Annotated in this window: 12 protein-coding genes and 1 pseudogene; 4 read left to right on the top strand and 9 right to left on the bottom strand. The window is 68.3% G+C overall.

Features of this window, described 5'->3' with window-relative positions; all coding sequences use genetic code 11:
- Positions 1 to 79: 79 nt before the first annotated feature.
- The 6 genes and pseudogenes from SBP02_RS10295 to SBP02_RS10320 form a co-directional block, all read right to left on the bottom strand.
- Positions 80 to 807 (bottom strand): annotated as a pseudogene (locus tag SBP02_RS10295) (LysR substrate-binding domain-containing protein); the annotation flags it as partial.
- Between the two features lie 64 nt (positions 808 to 871).
- Positions 872 to 1,372 carry a thiol peroxidase gene (tpx, locus tag SBP02_RS10300; RefSeq protein WP_318639635.1) on the bottom strand — a complete coding sequence of 167 codons (501 nt, stop codon included), beginning with the start codon at positions 1,370 to 1,372 and terminating at the stop codon, positions 872 to 874.
- A 107-nt stretch (positions 1,373 to 1,479) separates the two neighbouring features.
- Positions 1,480 to 2,823 (bottom strand): alanine/glycine:cation symporter family protein, encoded by a 1,344-nt coding sequence (locus SBP02_RS10305; RefSeq protein ID WP_318639636.1) that lies wholly within the window; start codon positions 2,821 to 2,823, stop codon positions 1,480 to 1,482.
- 138 nt (positions 2,824 to 2,961) lie between these two features.
- Positions 2,962 to 6,636 carry a translocation/assembly module TamB domain-containing protein gene (locus tag SBP02_RS10310; protein WP_318639637.1) on the bottom strand — a complete coding sequence of 1,225 codons (3,675 nt, stop codon included), beginning with the start codon at positions 6,634 to 6,636 and terminating at the stop codon, positions 2,962 to 2,964.
- Positions 6,633 to 8,360: an autotransporter assembly complex protein TamA gene (locus tag SBP02_RS10315; protein ID WP_318639638.1), complete on the bottom strand. Its 1,728-nt coding sequence runs from the start codon at positions 8,358 to 8,360 to the stop codon at positions 6,633 to 6,635. Before SBP02_RS10315 ends, SBP02_RS10310 begins: the two co-directional genes overlap by 4 nt.
- Before the next feature lie 81 nt (positions 8,361 to 8,441).
- The gene (locus SBP02_RS10320) at positions 8,442 to 9,083 is read right to left on the bottom strand and encodes a GNAT family N-acetyltransferase (RefSeq protein WP_318639639.1); all 642 of its coding nucleotides are present in this window, start codon (positions 9,081 to 9,083) and stop codon (positions 8,442 to 8,444) included.
- A 147-nt stretch (positions 9,084 to 9,230) separates the two neighbouring features.
- Between SBP02_RS10320 and xthA the strand changes: the two genes are divergently transcribed.
- The 3 genes from xthA to SBP02_RS10335 all read left to right on the top strand — a co-directional run bounded on the left by xthA (position 9,231) and on the right by SBP02_RS10335 (position 12,741).
- Entirely contained in the window at positions 9,231 to 10,043 is an 813-nt protein-coding gene (gene xthA, locus SBP02_RS10325; RefSeq protein WP_318639640.1) for an exodeoxyribonuclease III, read from the top strand.
- Between the two features lie 149 nt (positions 10,044 to 10,192).
- Positions 10,193 to 11,575: a phosphate ABC transporter substrate-binding/OmpA family protein gene (locus SBP02_RS10330; RefSeq protein WP_318639641.1), complete on the top strand. Its 1,383-nt coding sequence runs from the start codon at positions 10,193 to 10,195 to the stop codon at positions 11,573 to 11,575.
- A 170-nt stretch (positions 11,576 to 11,745) separates the two neighbouring features.
- The gene (locus SBP02_RS10335) at positions 11,746 to 12,741 is read left to right on the top strand and encodes a TerC family protein (protein ID WP_318639642.1); all 996 of its coding nucleotides are present in this window, start codon (positions 11,746 to 11,748) and stop codon (positions 12,739 to 12,741) included.
- Positions 12,742 to 12,962: 221 nt separating this feature from the next.
- Here SBP02_RS10335 and SBP02_RS10340 read toward each other — a convergent pair whose 3' ends face one another.
- Positions 12,963 to 14,192, bottom strand: coding sequence for an acyl-CoA dehydrogenase (locus SBP02_RS10340; protein ID WP_318639643.1), 1,230 nt, complete (start codon positions 14,190 to 14,192; stop codon positions 12,963 to 12,965).
- Positions 14,193 to 14,349: 157 nt separating this feature from the next.
- On the opposite strand from SBP02_RS10340, the gene SBP02_RS10345 reads away from it, so the two are divergent.
- The gene (locus SBP02_RS10345) at positions 14,350 to 15,282 is read left to right on the top strand and encodes a LysR family transcriptional regulator (RefSeq protein ID WP_318639644.1); all 933 of its coding nucleotides are present in this window, start codon (positions 14,350 to 14,352) and stop codon (positions 15,280 to 15,282) included.
- A gap of 19 nt (positions 15,283 to 15,301) precedes the next feature.
- On the opposite strand, the gene SBP02_RS10350 is transcribed toward SBP02_RS10345, so the two are convergent.
- Together SBP02_RS10350 and putA are read right to left on the bottom strand one after the other, a co-directional pair.
- Entirely contained in the window at positions 15,302 to 15,826 is a 525-nt protein-coding gene (locus SBP02_RS10350; RefSeq protein ID WP_404824324.1) for a gluconokinase, read from the bottom strand.
- A 127-nt stretch (positions 15,827 to 15,953) separates the two neighbouring features.
- The gene (putA, locus tag SBP02_RS10355) at positions 15,954 to 19,847 is read right to left on the bottom strand and encodes a bifunctional proline dehydrogenase/L-glutamate gamma-semialdehyde dehydrogenase PutA (RefSeq protein WP_318639645.1); all 3,894 of its coding nucleotides are present in this window, start codon (positions 19,845 to 19,847) and stop codon (positions 15,954 to 15,956) included.
- Positions 19,848 to 19,893 lie beyond the last annotated feature (46 nt).

The following is a 19,893-nucleotide window of genomic DNA, read 5'->3' on the forward strand; positions in this document are numbered from 1 at the left end:
CGAGTTGGCTAAGCCTATGAGCCGCCGGCAAAAACAGGTACCGCCCGATGCCTTGGCGCAGTGTTCTCCGGTTCCTGGGCTACCCGGAGAGCTTCTGGCTCAGCAGGTCGTGTCGGGAAAACAGTTCAACCAGCCAGTCGACGAACACCCGTACCCGCCGCGACAGTTGCCGCTGGGGCGGATAGAGCGCGGTCAGCGGCAGCGGTGCCGGCCGCACGTCGCCGAGTATCTACAGCAGGGTGGCGGCTGCCAACTGTTCACGCAGGTGGTACTCCGGCGCCTGGATGATGCCCATTCCCGCCTCGCAAGCGGCGACATAACACTCGGCATTACTCAGGCTTATGCTGCCGGGCAAGGCCAGTTCGACCCGCTCCCCCGCCACCAGAAACTCCAGGGGGAAACGCCGTCCGGTCAGCGAGGAGAAATAGTTGACCGCCCGGTGCCCCTCCAGCTCGGCGAGGGTGTGTGGCGTGCCGTACCGCGCCAGGTAGGCTGCGCTGGCACAGGTCACTTGCGGCAGCGCGGTCAAAGGCCGGGCCACCAGGCTGCTGTCGTGCACCTCGCCGCCCCGCAGCACGCAATCCACCCCTTCGCGGATCAGGTCCACCGGGCGGTCGCTGGCGCCGACTTCCAGTTCGATGCGCGGATAGCGGGCGCAGAACTCCGGCAGCGCCGGAATCACCACGCGATGCGCGAGCGAGGCCGGCAGATCCACGCGCAAACGGCCCTGGGGGCCGCTGCAACTGCGGGCGAGACCGACTCGGTCTCCTCCAAGTCGGCCAGCAGGCGCAGGCAGCGCTCGTAATGGTCGCTAAGCCCAATAAAAAACGGCCCATGTGGTGGGCCGTTTCTCTTGCTGCGATAGCCGCCTTTACTTGAGCGCCGCCTCGGCCGCGTCGTAGTTCGGCTCGTCGGCGATCTCGGCCACCAGTTCGCTGTGCAGCACCTTGTCGTGCTCGTCCAGCACCACCACGGCGCGCGCGGCGACGCCGGCCAGGGGACCGTCGGCGATGGCCACGCCGTAATCCTTGAGGAACTCACCGCCGCGCATGGTCGACAGACTGATCACGTTATCCAGGCCTTCGGCACCGCAGAAACGCGCCTGGGCGAACGGCAGGTCAGCGGAGATGCACAGCACCAGGGTGTTGGCCATCTTGCTCGCTTCGCTGTTGAATTTGCGTACCGAGGTGGCGCAGGTCGGCGTATCGACGCTGGGGAAGATGTTCAGCACTTTGCGTTTGCCGGCCAGGCTGGCCAGGCTGACATCGCTCAGATCGCTGCCGACCAGGCTGAAGGCCGGGGCCTGTTGGCCGACCTGCGGCAGCTGACCAGCGACTTGTACCGGGTTGCCTTTGAGGGTGACTTGCGCCATGAGTTGATCCTTTCTCTGCAGGGTTGAGGGCTGTTATCGGGTTGAACCGGGATGGACAGAAATATCTGACCCTTAAGTCAGACTCTTCTTCCCGTCCCGGCGACACATCAGTTTCTCGCGAAATGCTCCTGGGTCAGCTTGACCACCACGGGGCTCAGGAGCAACAGCGACAGCAGGTTGGGCAGTGCCATCAGGCCGTTGAGGGTGTCGGCCAGCAGCCAGGCGAAGTCCAGCTGGGCGATGGCACCGAAGGGCACGGCCAGGACCCAGAGGATGCGGAACGGCAGGATCGACTGGGTACCGACGAGGAATTCCCAGCACTTCTCGCCGTAATACCCCCAACCGAGGATGGTGGTGAAGGCGAAGACCACCAGGGCGATGCTGAGGATGGCGCCGCCGAAACCGGGCATGCCGGCCTCGAAGGCCGCCGCCGAGAGCCCCGCGCCACTGACGCCGCTGGTCCACATGCCCGAGCAGATGATCGCCAGGCCGGTCAGGGTGCAGATGATCAGGGTGTCGATGAAGGTCCCGAGCATGCCGATCATCCCCGAGCGCACCGCGCTGGTGGTGGTACCGGCCGCCTGGGCGATGCCGGCGGTGCCCAGGCCCGCCTCGTTGGAGAAGATGCCGCGGGCCACGCCGAAGCGGATGGCCGCCATCACCGCCGCGCCGGCGAAGCCGCCGGTGGCGGCCACCGGGCTGAAGGCATGGGTGAAGATCAGCGCGAAGGCGCCGGGGATCGCTGCGGAATGCACCACCAGCACGACGACGGCCGCGGCAATATAGGCGATGGCCATGGTCGGCACCAGGGAGGCGGCGACCAGGCCGATGCGCTTGATGCCGCCGAGGATCACCAGGCCGACGCAGACCATGGCGACCAGCCCGGTGACCCAGGCCGGTACGCCGAAGGTGTCGGTCAGGGCGTGGGCCATGGAGTTGACCTGGACCATGTTGCCGATGCCGAAGCCGGCCAGGCCGCCGAAGATGGCGAAGGCCGTGCCCAGCCATACCCATTTGGGCCCCAGGCCGTTCTTGATCGCGTACATCGGTCCACCGACATGCTCCTTGCGCGCGTCGGTCTCGCGGTAATGCACCGCCAGCACCACTTCACAGTACTTGGTGGCCATGCCGACCAGGGCGGTGCACCACATCCAGAACAGCGCGCCGGGGCCGCCGAGGAAGATCGCGGTGGCCACGCCGGCGATGTTGCCGGTGCCGACCGTGGCGGCCAGGCAGGTCATCAGCGCCTGGAAGGGGCTGATCTCGCCACTGGCCTCGTCGCCCTTCTTGCGGCCTTGCCACATCAGCTTGAAACCGGCGCCTATCTTGCTCAGGGGCATGAACTTCAGACGCAGCATGAGGAACAGTCCGGTGCCGAGGATCGCCACCAGCATGGGTGGGCCCCAGACCAGGCCGTTGACTTGATTGACCAGGTTGGTGATGAACTCCATGGCAGTCTCCTTCATCTGATTGCGCGCGCCGCTGGCCGGCCGGCCGCGAACATTGACCTGCACCTGGGCTTGATAAATCACTTTAGTCCAGAGCAGCCGATGCAGCTTCAGGACGACGTGCCGTTGGCCAGGACGAGACTAGAAGTCGCGGCGGTAGAACAGGTCCAGGGAACTGGCCAGGCCGCTGGCGGCCTCCAGGTACAGGCGCTTGCTCAACTGGTAGCGCAGCGCCAGGGTATTGGCCGGCTCGAACACGCCGACGCCGTAACGCAGGCTCAGGCGCTCGGACAGGTTGCCGCTGGCCACCACGCTGGTGGTTACCCCGCTGCCCTCGCTGTCGAGCTGGAAGTCCTCGATGCCCAGGCGCTGGGCCAGGCCGCCGGTCAGCGAGGCGCTGCTGGCCAGCCCCATGGCCAGGGCCGCCTGGGCCAGCAGGTTGTTGTCGCCACTGCCCTGCCCCTGTGGCCGGCCGAGCACCAGGTAGGACAGGGCCTGCTCCTGGCTCATCGCCGGCTCGGAGAACACCTCGCTCCTGGGTTGCTCGGCGCGGCCGCTCAGACGCAGACCGGCGACCACCTGATCGACCCGACGGATCGCCTCGATGTCGAGGAACGGCTGGTCGATGGGCCCGGCGAACAGCAGGCGTGCGCGGCGAATGGTCAGGCGCTGGCCATAGGCACGGAAGCGTCCGTTGTTGAGGTTCAGTTCGCCGCGGGTGTCGAGGTCGTCGCCGATGTGCACACGTCCGGCCAGATCGGCCCTCAGGCCGAAACCGGAGAAGCTCAGGCGGTCCTGGCCGACCTCCACGTCGATATCCATGGCGATGGCCGGCGCCCGGGCCGGCGGGCTGTCCTGACCGACTATCACGGCGTCATCGGACAGCTGCACGGTGGACGGCGGCAGCTCGCGTATCTGGATCTTGCCGCGGGGTATCGCCACCTTGCCGCTCAGGGCCAGCTGATCCGCTGCCAGGCTCAGCCGCAGATCCGGCTCGACCTCCAGCTCCGCATAGGGTTCGACGCTGACCGGCAGGCGTCTGCCACGCACGCGCAGCTGCCCCTGCAGGCCGCTGGCCCAGGTCAGCTCGCCGGACAACTCGCCGCGCCCCTGCTCACCGCTGCGCCAACCGCCGTCCAGCTGCAGGCGTTCGCCGGCGATATTCGCCTGCAGCTGCAGGTCGCGGAAGTTGCTCGGCAGCTCGCCGCCGCCGATCTCACCATCGCGCAGCTGCACACGGCCATCGATCCGCGGCGCCAGCAGCTCGCCGCCCAGGCTGCCGCTGCCCTCCAGGCGTCCGGCCAGCTGCTCGACCCGTGGCACGAAGGGCCGGGCCAGGGCCAGGTCCAGGCCGCTCAGGCGGAAACTGCCGCTCAGCGGCTTGCGCGTCGAACGCGGATCGAGCGTGGCCTGCAGCGACAGTTCGCCGAGCTTCGGCCCACGCAGCGCGAGCCGCGTGTCGATGCCCGCCGGGCGCAATTGGCTGTCCAGGCGCAGCTCGTCGTAGCCGAACGTCAGCCACTGATCCTGATCGCGGATGCGCCAACTGCCGCGCCCGGCATCGACCGTGACCCGACCGCGGGGCCCGCTGGGCGGTAAGTCGAGGGCGATCTCGGCATCCAGCTGCCCCTGCCAGGCGAAGTCCTTGGGCAGCCAGGGGCTCAGGCTGTCGAGGGGGAAGTCGGCCAGGCGATAGCGAATCTGCGGCTCGGGCAGCAGCCGTTGCGCCTCGCCGCACAGGCTGGCCGGCCCGGAACGCCAGCAATGGGCGCCCAGTTCGAGTCGGCCGTCGGCCCTGCGCAGCAGGCCGGCCGGTTGCTGCAGGCGCCAGTCCTGGCCGCCGCTGTGCACCTCGCCGCTGCGCAACCGGCCGTGCCAGGCACCGTCACGCAGCTCGCCGGCCACATCCAGGGCGCCGCGCAGCAACGGCCCCTCGAGCTGCACCTGCAGCTGTTGGCGTCGCGCATCGCCGCGACCCGTCGCGCTCAGGCGGCCCAGCTCGGTCTCTCCCAGGGCAATGCCATCGGCCTGCAGCTCGATCCGGGCCTGCTGTGTGGCGTCGAGCCGGGCATCCAACTCCAGGCGCTGTACACGCCGCTCGGCAACGGCCAGGCGCCGGCCTTGAGCCCGCAGCCGGCCTTGTGGGGCCTGCAGGCTGCCGGCCAGGTCCAGCCGCCCCTCGAGCTGGCCCTGTAGCTGCGGCCACAACTGGCCGAGGCGCGGCAGCGCCAGTTGCAACTGCCCACTGAGGCGTTCCTGCAGCGCGCCACTGCCCTGTATGCGGTTGTCGCCCAGGCGCAGGTCGATCCGGCGCAGCGTCCAGTGGTCGCCGGCCCCGCTGGCCTGGGCCTGCAGGCGCGCCGGCTGGCCGCGCAGGCGACCGTCGAGGTCGATGTCCGCCTCCAGACGCAGACGTCCCTGCTGCAACTCGCCGCTGCTGTTCAGGGGACCGGCGAGCCGTCCGGGCAGCTCGGCCAGCCAGTAGGCTGGATCGAGGTCGCTCAGCTGCAGCCGTGCGTCCCAGCGCAGGCCCTCGGCGAAGCCCAGGCTGAGCTGGCCGGTGGCGCGACCTTGGCCGGCCTGTAGGCGCAGATCGGGGAGGAACAACTGCCGCAGGTCGCCACTGAGTGGGCTCTGCAGGTTGAAGTCGCCGGCCGGTCCCTGCAGCTGGGCAGCGAAGTGGCCGAGGTAGTGGCCGTCCTGATAGGCCAGCTCACCCCGCAGCTGGCGCAGGCTCACCGGCGGCTCTTCGACCTCCGGCAGCAGGCGCCGCCAGGGGAAGTCCTGCCAGTGGAAACGACTGTCGAGGCTCAGCGCCTCCTGCCAGTCGATCCGGCCGCTGAGGTGCAGATGTTGCTCGGGCCCGGCTTCCAGGCTCAGCTTGGCCACCTCGGCGCCCTGCAGGTCGACCCGCCCCTGCAGGGCCAGGGCCAGGGCCAGCGCACCGCCCTCCCCCGGCAGTTCGGCCGTGCCCTGGACCCGGTAACCGCTGGCCAGGTCGCCACCGGCGCTGAGCTCGACCTTGTCCAGGCGCAGGGTCGGCGGCAGTTCGCCGCTGGCCATGAAGCCATCGGCGATCAGCCGGGCGGTCGCCGGCAGGTTCTCGGCCAGCGGTTGCACCTCGCCGCTCAGACGCCCCTGCAGATAGCCACTGCTGTCGGCGCTCAGGCGCAGACTGCCGAGCAGGTCGCCGTCCACCTCCAGGGCCAGTTGCCAGTCGTGCTTATCGGGCGCCGGCAGCTGCAGACGTCCGCTGGCGCTGAGCGGCCAAGCTCCTTGCGGCTGCAGGCGGCCCTGCAGTTCGAGCTGCAGCCCACCGCGGCGCACCGCGAGACGGTCGATGCTCAGGCCCTCGTCCTGCCAGTGCGCCGACAACTGCAGGCCGTGCAACGGCTCATCGTCATCGATCAGCAGGCTGCCGATGCGCAGTTCGCCCAGCTCCACGGCCAGGGGCAATTGCAGATCCGGCAGGCCTAAGGGTTGGGCATCGGGCTCCGTGCTCGGGGCGCTCTGCAGTTCGACCCGCTCGGCCTGCAGACGCGCGACGCACAGGGTCAGACGCCACAGGCAGCGTGGCGACCACTCCAGTAGCGGCGCCTGCACCACCAGGCGATCGTCGTCCTGATGCCAGGTCAGGCGCTCGGCCTGCCAACGGCCGCCCAGGCGGCCCTCGAAACCCTCGACCTTCAGCCCCGGCACCCTCTCCAGCGCCCAGCGGCTGCCGCCGCTCGTGCCGAGCAGCAGCCACAGTGCCAGCGCTACCAGGGCGATGACGCCGAGCAGCGCATAGGCGCCGCAGCGCAGACCGCGCCTCACAGCTCGGGCCCCATGGAGAAGTGCAGGCGCACGCCGCCTTGGTCATCCAGCGGGTGAGCCAGGTCCAGGCGCAGCGGGCCGACCGGCGACACCCAGCGCAGACCGAACCCCACCGCGCTCTTCAGGCTGGGCAGTTCCAGGGCGTTGAAGCTGTTGCCCTGGTCGACGAAGGTCGCCAGACGCCAGCGCTCGGTCAGACCGTACTGGTACTCGGCACTGACTGCGAACAGGTAGCGGCCGCCGATCTTGTCGCCCTGGGCATTTTCCGGCGACAGGCTCTGGTAGTCATAACCGCGCACGCTCTGGTCGCCGCCGGCGAAGAAGCGCAGCGACGGCGGCACCCCCTTGAAGCCGCCGGATTCGGTGGCGCCGAGCTGCACCCGGCCGAGCAGGCGGTGCTTGTCCGCCAGGGTGGTGAGGCCCTTGAGCAGTACGGTGCCGTGGATGACGTCGGCATCCGCAAGCAGCCCCTGCTTGGCCCCCGCCAGGTCGAACTGCAGGCGATAGCCCCGATTGGGGTCCAGCTGATTGTCGCTGTGCAGGTAGGCGTAACTGATGCCGGGCATCAACAGGGTACTGAGGCCGGAGTCATCGCCCAGGCGATACTCCTCGCGCTGCCATTTCAGCGAGATGACTCGCTGCCAGCCGCTGTCCAGCCGGCTGTGCCACTCGGGGCCGATGGTCAGCAGGCGGCTGAGGCTGTCGGTGTCGGCCAGCTCCTCGTACTGGTAGCCACCGGCGTAGCGCAGCTTGTCGGTCAGCGGCGGATCGCGGGGCACGTCGTACCACAGGCCGACGTTCTGCCGCGGCTGCGACAGCTCCAGCTCGGCACCGTAGCTGTGACCTTTGCGGTTCGCATAGTGGCGTGTCCAGTTGGCCCGCCCACGCACCCCGACATCGGTGGAGACGCCCAGGCCCAGGCCCAGGCTGCGCGGCTTGCGCACCTGCAACTGGACCTCGACCGGGATGGCCTGCTGCACGGCGGTGGCCGGGTCGGCATCGACCCGCACCGTTTCGAAATAGCCACTGGCGCGCATCGACTGATACAGCTCGGCGATCAGCTCCGAGTCGTAGGGGCTGTCGGCCTCGAACGGCACCATGCGCCGCAGCAGCTCCTCGTCGAACGGCGCGTCGCCGCTGAATCGCACCGCCCCCAGGCGGTAGCGCGGGCCGCTGTCGTAGACCAGGGCGATATCGGCCACCCCGGCGTCCGGGTCGATGCGCAGCTGCTGCTGGGCGAAGCGTCCGGCGAAGAAGCCGTAACGCGAGGCCTGGTTCTGGATCTGCCGCTTGGCGGCGTCGTAGCGGCCATGGTTGAGCACCGCGCCGCTGCGCAGCTGGGCATCGCCGGGCACGCGGAAGGCTTGTAGCTGGCTGGCCGGCCCCTCGACCCTGAGGACCACCTCGCGCAAGCGCACCGGCTCGCCGGGATCGACTTCGATGATCAGGCGGTGCGGCTCTCCGGCGATCACCTCGCTGGCGATCCGCGCCCGGTAATAGCCCAGTGCCTGAACGGCCTTGCGCGCCTGGGCCTCGGCCACCCGGCGAAAGCGCTGCAGGGACTCCGGATCACGCTTGCCGAGGCTGCCGATGTGCCCCTCGATGTTGCTCTTCAGGGCCTTGTTGGCCGGCTGCACCCGCACCTCCAGCCGCGCCTCGGCGAGGATGGTGGCACTGAGCAACAGCAGCGCCAGGCCGGCGCAGAGCTTTTCGAGGATGGTCATGGGAGCGATGCTAGCACGCGCCGCGCCCCTGGCCAGAGCCTCCGGACGCTAGTTGCGCGGCGGCGCCGCGCACGCGCCGAATCAGGCGCTGGCCTTGACCGCAGGCTGCGGATTGGGATGGAAAAACACGTGCTCGACTATGGGGCCGACCGCCACCTGGCCGACCTCCTGGTAGCCCTGACGCTGGTAGAAGTCCAGGTAGTGCTCGTCACCGGTGTCCAGCACCACGCCCTGGGAACTGCCATCCTCCGCGCACCAGTTGTGCAGCGCCTCGAGCAGCTGCTCGCCGTAGTGCTGGCCCTGGAACTCCGGATGGATGCCGAGCAGCGGCAACAGGTGATAGGTACCCGGCGGCAGGCAGGCCAGCACGGCATCGTGGTACTCCAGGTAGCGCCGGGTGCAGCGAAAGCCGGTGGTCAGCAGCATGCGCATGCGCCAGCCCCAGCTTTCGGTGATGTCCAGACGCCGCTGGGGCGGCGCGATCAGCGCCATGCCGATCAGGCGGTCGTCGATCAGCAGGCCCAGGGCCGGCAGGTCCTCGCTGAAATGCTGCTGCACCAGCTCGCGCACCGTGGCCCTTACGCGCTGGTCATAGCCCGTGCGACCGGCCTCGAACAGGTAGGCGAAGGTGGGTTCGTGACGGTAGGCGTGGTACAGCAGCGAGCGGGCCTCGCGGGCATAGCCGCCATCGAGCTGGCGAATCTCGGCTGGACTGTTGGGCATGGGCGCGACCTCTGTTGTTATTGGATTGCGTGGCCTTGGGCCACGTTAGCACCGCAGCCCCGCGCCCGCCAGGCGACTGGCCCCGCCCCCCGGGGATCGGCTAGCATCCCAGGCCTTCCAGACAACTGCCCCAGGATCTGCCGCCCCATGAAGATCGTCTCCTTCAACATCAACGGCCTGCGCGCGCGCCCCCATCAACTGGCGGCGCTGATCGACAAGCACCAGCCGGACGTGATCGGCCTGCAGGAAACCAAGGTCGCCGACGAGCAATTCCCCGAGGCGGAGATCCGCCAGCTCGGTTACCACGTGCACTACCACGGGCAGAAGGGCCACTACGGCGTCGCTCTGCTCTCGCGCCAGGCACCGCTGGAGCTGCACAAGGGGTTTCCCGGTGACGCCGAGGATGCCCAGCGGCGCTTCATCTACGGCACCTTCGCCGATGTCCAGGGCAATCCGGTGACGGTGATGAACGGCTACTTCCCCCAGGGCGAGAACCGCGACCACCCGCTCAAGTTCCCCGCCAAGCAGCGCTTCTACGCCGACCTGCAGCAGCTGCTGCGCAGCCGGTTCCAGCCGCAGCAGGCGCTGGTGGTGATGGGCGATATCAACATCTCGCCGGAGGATTGCGACATCGGCATCGGCGAGCCGAACCGCCTGCGCTGGCTCAAGACCGGCAAGTGCAGCTTCCTGCCGGAGGAACGGCAGTGGCTGGCCGAGCTGAAGGACTGGGGCCTGGTGGACAGCTTCCGCCGCCTCAACCCGCAGGTGAACGACCGCTTCAGCTGGTTCGACTACCGCAGCCGCGGCTTCGAGGACGAGCCCAAACGCGGCCTGCGCATCGACGTGATCCTCGCCTCCCTGGCCCTGCAGGCGCGGATCAAGGACGCTGGCATCGACTACGAACTGCGCGGCATGGAGAAGCCCTCGGACCACGCGCCGATCTGGCTGGAGCTGAGCTGAGCCGAGCCGATTGCCGAGCCCCGGCAATCGGCGGGCTTGCCGGTAAGCCTCATCCTAGAGCATCCGCGCACACGCAGCTGTCACATTTCGGTCATCTTTCTGTCTTATCGTCACGGCATCCTCATCCACCCATAGAAGGTGTCTGCAGCATGCCGCGCGCCCTGCAAGATCGTGATCGCCAACCCCGGAACCTGAACGCAGCCCTGCTGTTGCTAGGCTTCATCGGCTCGCTCCTGTCCGGGCCGATCTCCGCCGCCCTGCCGGTTCCCGCCGACGGCAGCAGCGTGCTGCGCATCCAGGGCTCCAACACCATAGGCGCGAAGCTCGGACCGGCGCTGGCCAAGGGCCTGCTCGAACAGCAAGGCGTCGACGCCATCGACGTGCGACCGGGCAAGGCGGAGAACGAGCAGCGGATCGTCGGCACCACCGACCAGGGCCGCAGCGTGATCATCGAGGTGGCGGCCCACGGCTCCAGCACCGGCTTCGCCGCCCTGCACAGCGGCAGCGCCGATCTGGCGGCCTCCTCGCGGCCGATCAAGGCCGGCGAGGTCGCCGCCCTGGCGGCCCTCGGCGACATGAGGAGCCGGGACGCCGAGCAGGTCATCGCCATCGACGGCCTGGCGATCATCCTGCATCCAAGCAACCCCATCGAGGCGCTGCGCATCGATCAGCTGGCCCAGGTGTTCGCCGGCGAGATCGCCGACTGGGCGCAGCTCGGTGGGCGCCCGGGGCCGATCAACCTGTACGCCCGGGACGACAACTCCGGCACCTACGACACCTTCAAGGAGCTGGTACTGGCCGCCAATGGCAAGAACCTGGCCGCCGGCGCCCGCCGCTTCGAATCCAGCGAGCGCCTCTCCGACCTGGTCAGCCGGGACACCCAGGGCATCGGCTTTATCGGCCTGCCCTACATTCGTCAGGCCAAGGCCCTGGCCGTCGCCGCCGGGGATTCCCTGGCCATGCCGCCGAGCGAGACGTTGATCGCCACCGAGGACTACCCCCTGTCGCGACGGTTGTTCCTGTACAACCAGCCGGCGCTGGACAATCCCTGGGCCAAGGCCCTGATCCGCTTCGCCCATAGCCCGCGCGGACAGGCCATAGTGGCGCAGAACGGCTTCATCGCGCAGACCGTGCAGGCCGTGCAGGTCAAGCCCGACCCGGCCATGCCGGCGGCCTACCAGGCCCTGGCCAGGGACGCCCAGCGCCTGTCGGTGAACTTCCGCTTCCAGGAGGGCAGCGCCAGCCTGGACAACAAGACCGGGCAGGATTTCGCCCGGGTGCTGACCTTCCTCAAGGAGCAGGACAAGCTGCGCCACAAGGTGGTGCTGGTCGGGTTCGGCGACCCCAAGTCCGATCCGGCCCGGGCCGAGCTGCTGTCCAAGCTGCGTGCCATGGCGGTGCGCCGCGAACTGGCGAAGCAGGGAGTGATCTTCCGCGACATCATCGGCCTGGGCGACGAGTTGCCGGTGGCCGTCAACGATACCGACGAAGGGCGGATCAAGAATCGCCGGGTCGAAGTCTGGGTGTACTGAGCCCGCTTGCATCCCAGGCCGGCATCGTCGGCGGCCTGGGATTTGCCCTGGGGGGTATTCGGCTCTAGCCTTACTCCCAGTGATACCGGGCCCCTCTGGCGGTGAATGTTCACCGTGATGTCGGCGTCACCAAGTTGGTTCTCAACTTAGGCGGACATCAGGGAGGGCCTATGACCGCACTGGACAGCCTCCTCACCCTCTCCTTTCTCGGCACCCCCGGCTGGTTCTGGCTGGCCTTCGCCGCCATCGTCGTCGCCCTGCTGGTGCTGGACCTGGGGGTGCTGCACCGCGAGCAGCATGAAATCGAGATGCGCGAGAGCCTGCTGCTCTACGGCGGCTACTTCAGCGTGGGCATGGCGTTCGGAGCCTGGATCTGGTGGCAGCTGGGGGCGACCAAGGCCCTGGAGTTCTACACCGGTCTGCTGGTCGAGCAGTCGCTGTCGATGGACAACGTCTTCGTCATGGCGGTGATCCTCAGCTACTTCGACATTCCCCGTCGCTACCAACACCGGGTGCTGTTTTGGGGCATCCTCGGGGTGGTGCTGCTACGGGCGCTGATGATCGGCCTGGGCACCGCCCTGATACAGCGTTTCGACTGGGTGCTCTACCTGTTCGGCGCCTTCCTGCTGCTCACCGGGGTGAAGATGCTGTTTACCCGCGAGGAGCGGCATCCGGACCTGGCGCGCAACCCGCTGCTGAACTTCCTGCGCCGGCACCTGCGGGTCACCGACGAGCTGCATGGCGGGCGCTTTCTGGTGCGCCTGCCGGAGCCCGGCGGCGGCAGGCTGCGGCTGCATGCCACGCCGCTGCTGCTGGCCCTGGTGCTGATCGAGCTGGCCGACCTGGTCTTCGCCGTGGACAGCGTGCCGGCGGTGTTCGCCATCAGCCAGGACCCCTTTATCGTCTACACCTCGAACATTTTCGCGATTCTCGGCCTGCGCGCACTGTATTTCGCCCTGGCCTCGCTGATGCACCGCTTCGTCTATCTGAAATACGCCCTGGCACTGGTGCTGATCTTCATCGGCGGCAAGATTTTCCTGCACGAGCTGCTCGGCCCGGTGCCGGCGCTGCTGTCGCTGGGCGTAACCTTGGCGCTGCTGGGCGGCGGCGTGGCGCTGTCGCTGCTCAAGACCCGCACACACACCCAGGACCGTCACAGCAGCTGACGCGCCCCCGGTCAGTATCCATGCCATCGTACAAGGGTGCTGCGGCCGGCGCGCCCTGAACGTCCATGAGGAGCTGGCGGCCCGCACCTTCGCCGCGCAACTGCATCTGCGCCTGGGCTGGCTGCAGGACGACTGCGACGAGCCGCGGCCCTGAGAAACGAGCCAGATGCCCGGGGCCCACCCCATGGCGGGCCCAGGCCGTTCAATCGGCGTGCCCGCCTTCAGCGCGTGGCCTTCATCGCCTCGCGGGACATGTACTTGCCGATCTCGAACTTGCCGATCGCCGCGCGGTGCACCTCGTCCGGGCCGTCGGCCAAGCGCAGGGTGCGCTGCATGGCGTACCAGTAGGCCAGCGGGAAGTCGTTGGAGACCCCGGCGCCGCCGTGGATCTGGATGGCGCGGTCGATCACCTTGAGCGCGACGTTGGGCGCCACCACCTTGATCTGGGCGATCTCGCTGGCGGCGATCTTGTTGCCGACGGTGTCCATCATGTAGGCCGCATTGAGGGTCAGCAGGCGGGCCATGTTGATTTCCATGCGCGAGTCGGCGATCAGATCGATATTGCCGCCCAGGCGCGCCAGTGGCTTGCCGAAGGCGGTGCGCTCGATGGCGCGCTCGCACATGAGCTTGAGGGCGCGTTCGGCCATGCCGATCGAGCGCATGCAGTGATGGATACGGCCCGGGCCTAGGCGGCCCTGGGCGATCTCGAAACCGCGACCCTCGCCGAGGATGACGTTCTCATAGGGCACCCGCACGTTGTCGAACAGCACCTCGGCGTGGCCGTGGGGCGCGTCGTCGTAGCCGAACACCGGCAGCGGGCGCAGCACCTTGACGCCGGGGGCGTCCATCGGCACCAGGATCATCGAATGCTGCTGGTGGCGCGGCGCCTCCGGGTCGGTCAGGCCCATGAAGATCATCACCTTGCAGCGCGGGTCGCAGGCGCCCGAGGTCCACCACTTGCGGCCGTTGATCAGCCACTCGTCGCCCTGGCGCACGGCGCTGGCCTCCATGTTGGTGGCGTCGCTCGAGGCCACGCCCGGCTCGGTCATGGCGAAGGCCGAGCGGATCTCGCCGCTGAGCAGGGGTTTGAGCCACTGCTGCTTCTGCGCCTCGCTGCCGTAGCGCACCAGCACCTCCATGTTGCCGGTGTCCGGCGCGGCGCAGTTGAAGGGTTCCGGGCCGATCAGCGAGCTGCCCATGATCTCGGCAAGAGGCGCGTATTCGGTGTTGCTCAGGCCGGCGCCCAGCTCGGACTCGGGCAGGAACAGGTTCCACAGGCCCTCGGCCTTGGCCTTGGCCTTGAGCGCTTCCATGATCGCGGTCGGCTGCCAGCGGTCGCCCTCGGCCACCTGCTGCTCGAACACGGCTTCGGCCGGATAGACATGGGCCTCCATGAACGCCGTCACGCGTTCACGCAGTTCCTGGACCTTGGGGGAGTAGGCGAAATCCATGGGGCTACCTTCTGACGGGATTTGAGTGAGGTCTTGGCGACATGGGAAGGATGCTAGAACAGGGCTTTTGATTAATCTAAGCTATTTTCGTCGTGTATAAACATTCATAACCGATATATGATCCGGCGAACCGGACCAGCCGCGGAGCCCGCTCGCAATGAATCTGAACAAGGTCGACCTCAACCTCTTTGTCGTCTTCGATGCCATCTACAGCGAGGCCAACCTGACCCGCGCCGGGCAGATCGTCGGCATCACCCAGCCGGCGGTATCCAACGCCCTGGCGCGCCTGCGCGAGACCTTCAACGACCCGCTGTTCGTGCGCACCGCCCAGGGCATGGTGCCCACGCCCATGGCGCAGAACATCATCGGCCCGGTGCGCAACGCCCTGCAGCAGCTGCGCATCTCGGTGCAGGAGAGCCGCACCTTCAACCCGGCCCAGGCGAACAAGACCTACCGCATCAGCATGACCGACCTGACCGAGGCGGTCATCCTGCCGCCGCTGTTCCAGCGCCTGCGTCGCCTGGCGCCGCAACTGGTGATCGAGAGCATGCTGGCCAAGCGGCGCGAGACCACCAAGGAGCTGGCCGCCGGCCGCCTGGACTTCGCCGTGGACGCGCCCCTGAATACCGACCCCCAGGTACGCCACGTCAAGCTGATGGAGGATCGCTATGTCTGCGCTTTACGCCAGGGCCACCCCTTGGCCAAGGACAAGCTCAGCCTGGACGAGTACCTGTCCCTGACCCATATCCACATTTCCAGTCGCCGCAGCGGCCTGGGCTACATCGACCTGGCCCTGGGCAAGATGGGCATCCAGCGCAAGATCGCCCTGCGCTCGCAGCACTACCTGATGGCCAGCACCGTGATGCAGCAGACCGACATGGCCATGACCGTGCCGGAGCGCTTCGCCCGGCGCAACGGCCTGCACCATGTGGAGTTGCCGGTCAGCGACGTACCGACCCTGGAAACCCACCTGTACTGGCATGAGAGCACCGACCAGGACCCGGCCAACCGCTGGATGCGCGAGCAGATCATCGAGATTTGCCAGCAGGTCGCGGCCCAGGAGAGGAAGATCGACCAGGCCAGCGCCTGAGGCCTGCGATCCCCCGCGCCTAGCCGCGCTCGCCCAGCCAGGCGCAGAGCTGCCGGCGCAGCGCGCCCCTGCTGAGAGTGGCATCCATAAGCAGCACCCCGGGTTCGCCGCTGGGGTCTTCGAGACAGGCGAACTGGCTGTCGAGCAGCCTACTCGGCATAAAGTGGCCGGCGCGGGCGTTGACCCGCCGCCGAGCGCTGGCCGGGTCGATACTCAAGTGGGCGAAGCGCAGTCCAGGCACGGCGGCACGCAGGCGTTGCCGGTAGCTACGCTTGAGCGCCGAACAGGCCAGCACCACCCCTTCGCCGGCCGCCTGGACGGCCAGCACCCCATGGGCCAGGGCATCCAGCCAAGGGCCGCGCTCGGCATCGCCCAGGGGGATGCCGGCGCGCATTCGCTCGATATTCTGCGGGGGATGGAACAGATCGCCCTCGAGGTAGCGCCAGCCGAGTGCGCGGGCCACGGCCCGACCGAGCGTGCTCTTGCCCGAGCCGCTGACACCCATCACCACCAGCGCCCGAGGGGGCCCTGCCTTGCTCGTCATGGCACGCCTCGTCGTCATAGGCGCTCCAGCACCTCATCTGCCTTGACCGATGATGGCGCCAGTGCCTTGCAGCGACAAGCGCGGTACCACGCGGAACCTATTCTGGTCCTCGCGAGCTAGGGGGCGGCTACTCCATCGTGAACAGTGAGGCGTTGCCACCCGACGCGGTGGTATCGATGCTCACGGCGCGTTCCAGCACAAAACGGTGCAGGTAGGCCGGGCTGCCGGCGAGCGGGCAACCCGGCGCGCCGCCCGCATGTGCCTGCAGGGCGAATGGAATCAACGGACGGATCGCGCCGTCGCATTCGGCCAGCACACGATTGAGCGCCTTCGCGAGGTCGTGCGGGCCGGCAAGTGCGACGGCATCGACACGCGCGTCCTCGATCACCTCCTTGAGCGTCGCATCGCTGCCGGCCGCCAGCACGGCAACCGATGCCTTCGGCAGCCCGGCGGCATGCAGCAGACGTTGTAGCTCGGTGGCGATGGGCTCGTCCTCGTGCCACAGCAGCACGGCGTTGCCCGCGACGAGCGCCGCGCCGCACTGGGCGGCAAGCGCGGTGAAGCCGCTGCCGGCCGCCGCGAAACAGGCCACGAGGCCGCGCGGCGGGAACCACATTTGGTTGCGCTCACCGGTAGGCCCTGGCAGCCCGATGGGCTCGGCCAGTTCGGCTTGCGCATGGGCCGCATAGAAACGCAGAGACTCGGCGGCCCGAGCGATGCCCTGCCCAGAGTCCGGATCGAGTCCAGCCAGCTTCTGCTCGGAAGCCTCGAGCGCCGCGGCGACCGCCTCCAGCAGGTCGGCCCGCTCAGCGACTGGCCTAGCCGCCCAAGCCGGTGCTGCGGTGCGCGCCTCCTCGAGAGCACGGCTGAACTGCTCCCGTGAGACCCCCGCCATTGCGCCTGGGCCGCCAGTGGGGGCGGCGGCCTCCCCTGCTGCGCCATCGACGACTTCACTGGCGAAGCGCTGCAGATAGTGCGGCCCGCCCGCCTTCGGGCCGGTGCCCGACAGCCCTTCGCCACCGAAGGGTTGGACGCCCACGACCGCGCCGATCTGGTTGCGGTTCACATAGGTATTACCGGCGCGCACACGTTCGAGGATGTAATCACGCGTCTCGTCGACCCGGGTGTGGATGCCGTGGGTCAGTCCGTATCCGGTCGCGTTGATGGTCTCGACGACCTTGCCGATCTGCTCGCCGGGGAAGCGGATGACGTGCAGCACCGGCCCGAACACCTCGCGCTTGAGCCGCGAAAGACTGTCCAGCTCGAAAGCGACCGGGCCGACGAAACTGCCCCTGCCGCTGCTCGGCCCCGGTTTGACCTGTTTGAGCAGCTTCGCCTCGCCGCGCATGCGCTTGATGTGCTGCTCGAGCAGGCCCTTGGCCTCCTCGTCGATGACCGGGCCGATATCGCTGGACAACAGCGCCGGGTCGCCGACGTTGAGCTCCTCCATCGCGCCGCAGATCATCTTCAACATCTTGTCGGCGACGTCCTCCTGCACGAACAGCACGCGCAGCGCCGAACAACGCTGGCCGGCACTCTGGAAGGCCGACATGACCACGTCGCGGGCCACCTGCTCGGGCAGCGCGCTGGAGTCGACGATCATCGCGTTGAGACCGCCGGTCTCGGCGATCAATGGGCAGAGCGCACCGTCGCGCCGTGCCAGCGTGCGGTTGATCAGCTGGGCGACCTCGGTCGAACCGGTGAAGCACACGCCGCTGACGCGGGTGTCGGCGACCAGCGTTCCACCTACCCGCGCACCATCGCCGGGCAACAGGTGCAGTACGCCGGTCGGGATGCCGGCGCGGTGCATGAGCCGGACCCCGGCGGCGGCGATCAGCGGCGTCTGCTCCGCAGGCTTGGCCACCACCGCGTTACCCGCGGCCAATGCCGCAGTGATCTGACCGGTGAAGATCGCCAGAGGGAAGTTCCACGGGCTGATGCAGCAGAACACCCCACCGCCATGCAGACGAGCCTCGTGGCCCGCCGCGGAGGGTACGCGCAGCCTCACCGGCTGGCCGAAGTCGTGCTCGGCGCGCTGCGCGTAATAACGACAGAAATCGACCGCCTCGCGCACCTCGGCGAGCGCGTCGGCTAGCGTCTTGCCCGCCTCGCGAACAGCGATGGCCATCAGTTGCGGCGCCTCCTGCTCCATCAGGTCGGCCAGACGGCGCAGCGCGGCAGCGCGTTCGGCGACCGGCGTCGCGGCCCAGTCCACGGCACTGCACTGTGCACTGGCCAAGGCCTGTTCGATGTCCTCGCCCGTAGCCTCACCAGCATGGCCGACTACACGGGTGCGGTCGGCCGGGCTCAGGACCTCGCACGCGTCGCGTTTGCGCTCCTCGCCGTCGATGATCGGCCCGGCGCTCCAGGCACCCTGCTCGGCCGCCGCCATGGCCTCGGCAAACTCGCGCAAGGTCGCGCGATCGAACAGATCCCGCCCGGCGAAGTTGCTCCGGCCCTGGCCGTACAGGTCGCGCGGCTGGGGGATATGCGGGTGTGGGATGTAGGGCAGCGCCTGCACCTGAGCGACCGGATCGGCGATGATCGCCTCGACCGGCAGCGATTCATCCTGGATGCGGTTGACGAAGGAGCTGTTGGCGCCGTTTTCCAGCAGTCGCCGTACCAGGTAGGCGAGCAGATCCTCATGCCCGCCGACCGGCGCATAGATGCGACACGGCATGCCGATGCGCTTGTCCTCGACCACGCCCTCGTAGAGTTCCTCACCCATGCCATGCAGGCGCTGGAACTCGAAGCCGCCCTTGTCGCCCGCGTACTCCAGCACGGAGGCAATGGAGTGGGCGTTGTGGGTCGCGAACTGCGGATAGAACAGGTCGCGCTGCGCGAGCAGCTTGCGCGCGCAGGCGAGGTAGGCGACATCGGTGTTCATCTTGCGCGTGTAGACCGGATAGTCGGGCAGTGCCAGCTCCTGCGACAGCTTGATCTCCGCATCCCAGTAGGCGCCCTTGACCAGGCGCACCATGAGCCTACGGCCGTGGCGCCGCGCCATGTCGGCGAGCCAGTCGATGACGAAGGGCGCTCGCTTCTGGTAGGCCTGCACCACGACGCCGAAGCCGTCCCAGCCCTTGAGGTCGTCGGAGCCGGAAATCGCCTCGAACACGTCGAGGGAGATGTCCAGCCGCGCCGCCTCCTCGGCGTCGATATTGAGCCCGATGTCGAGCCGGGCGGCCTCGACCGCCAGCGCATGCATGCGCGGCACCAACTCGTCCATGACCCGGCGCTCCTGCCACAGTTCGTAGCGCGGGTGCAGCGCCGACAGCTTCACCGAGATACCCGGCCCGTCGTAGATCCCCTTGCCGCCCGACACCCGACCGATGGCGGCAATCGCGCTGCGGTAGGACTCGAAGAAGCGATCGGCGTCGGCCATGGTCCGCGCCGCCTCCCCCAGCATGTCGTAGGAGTAGCGATAGCCCTTGCGCTCGAAGGCCTTGGCGCGTTCGAGCGCCTCGCCGATCGTGCGGCCCATGACGAACTGCTTGCCCATGATGCGCATCGCCTGGTTCACGGCCTCGCGGATCATCGGCTCGCCGACCCGGGCGACCAGCCGGCGCAGCACCGCCCCTGGCGTCTGGCCCTTGACGCCGCGCAGGCCGACGACCCGGCCGGTCAGCATCAGCGCCCAGGTCGAGGCGTTGACGAACACCGAGTCGCTGCGCCCCAGGTGCGCATCCCAGTTGGCCGCCGACATCTTGTCGCGGATCAGGGCCTCCTGGGTTGCGTCGTCGGGGATGCGCAGCAGCGCCTCGGCGATGCACATCAGCATCACCCCTTCCTGGGTAGACAAACCGTACTGGTGCAGAAAGGCGTCGATGCCGCCCTTGGACTTGGCGCGCACGCCCTCGACCAAGCGGCCGGCCGTCGCCTGGATCCGCGCCTGGGCCTGGGACGATAGATCGAGTTGCCCCAGCAGCGCCGTCACACAACTCGCCTCGTCAGCCCGGTAGTGGGCGTCGATCTCGCGCCGCAGCGCATCGGGTTGCAGTGGGGGAGTATCGAAGATCATCGTCTCGTCCTCGCCTGGAATCTGGGCGGACGCCTCCGCCGGCCTT

The sequence above is a fragment of the Pseudomonas benzenivorans genome, assembly GCF_033547155.1.
Taxonomy (GTDB): domain Bacteria; phylum Pseudomonadota; class Gammaproteobacteria; order Pseudomonadales; family Pseudomonadaceae; genus Aquipseudomonas; species Aquipseudomonas benzenivorans_B.

Excerpts from the sequence above, each read along its gene's own strand:
- tpx (WP_318639635.1), bottom strand. The coding sequence starts at position 1,372 with ATGGCGCAAGTCACCCTCAAAGGCAACCCGGTACAAGTCGCTGGTCAG.
- SBP02_RS10305 (WP_318639636.1), bottom strand. The coding sequence starts at position 2,823 with ATGGAGTTCATCACCAACCTGGTCAATCAAGTCAACGGCCTGGTCTGG.
- SBP02_RS10315 (WP_318639638.1), bottom strand. The coding sequence starts at position 8,360 with ATGACCATCCTCGAAAAGCTCTGCGCCGGCCTGGCGCTGCTGTTGCTC.
- SBP02_RS10320 (WP_318639639.1), bottom strand. The coding sequence starts at position 9,083 with ATGCCCAACAGTCCAGCCGAGATTCGCCAGCTCGATGGCGGCTATGCC.
- xthA (WP_318639640.1), top strand. The coding sequence starts at position 9,231 with ATGAAGATCGTCTCCTTCAACATCAACGGCCTGCGCGCGCGCCCCCAT.
- SBP02_RS10330 (WP_318639641.1), top strand. The coding sequence starts at position 10,193 with ATGCCGCGCGCCCTGCAAGATCGTGATCGCCAACCCCGGAACCTGAAC.
- SBP02_RS10335 (WP_318639642.1), top strand. The coding sequence starts at position 11,746 with ATGACCGCACTGGACAGCCTCCTCACCCTCTCCTTTCTCGGCACCCCC.
- SBP02_RS10340 (WP_318639643.1), bottom strand. The coding sequence starts at position 14,192 with ATGGATTTCGCCTACTCCCCCAAGGTCCAGGAACTGCGTGAACGCGTG.
- SBP02_RS10345 (WP_318639644.1), top strand. The coding sequence starts at position 14,350 with ATGAATCTGAACAAGGTCGACCTCAACCTCTTTGTCGTCTTCGATGCC.
- SBP02_RS10350 (WP_404824324.1), bottom strand. The coding sequence starts at position 15,826 with ATGACGAGCAAGGCAGGGCCCCCTCGGGCGCTGGTGGTGATGGGTGTC.
- putA (WP_318639645.1), bottom strand. The coding sequence starts at position 19,847 with ATGATCTTCGATACTCCCCCACTGCAACCCGATGCGCTGCGGCGCGAG.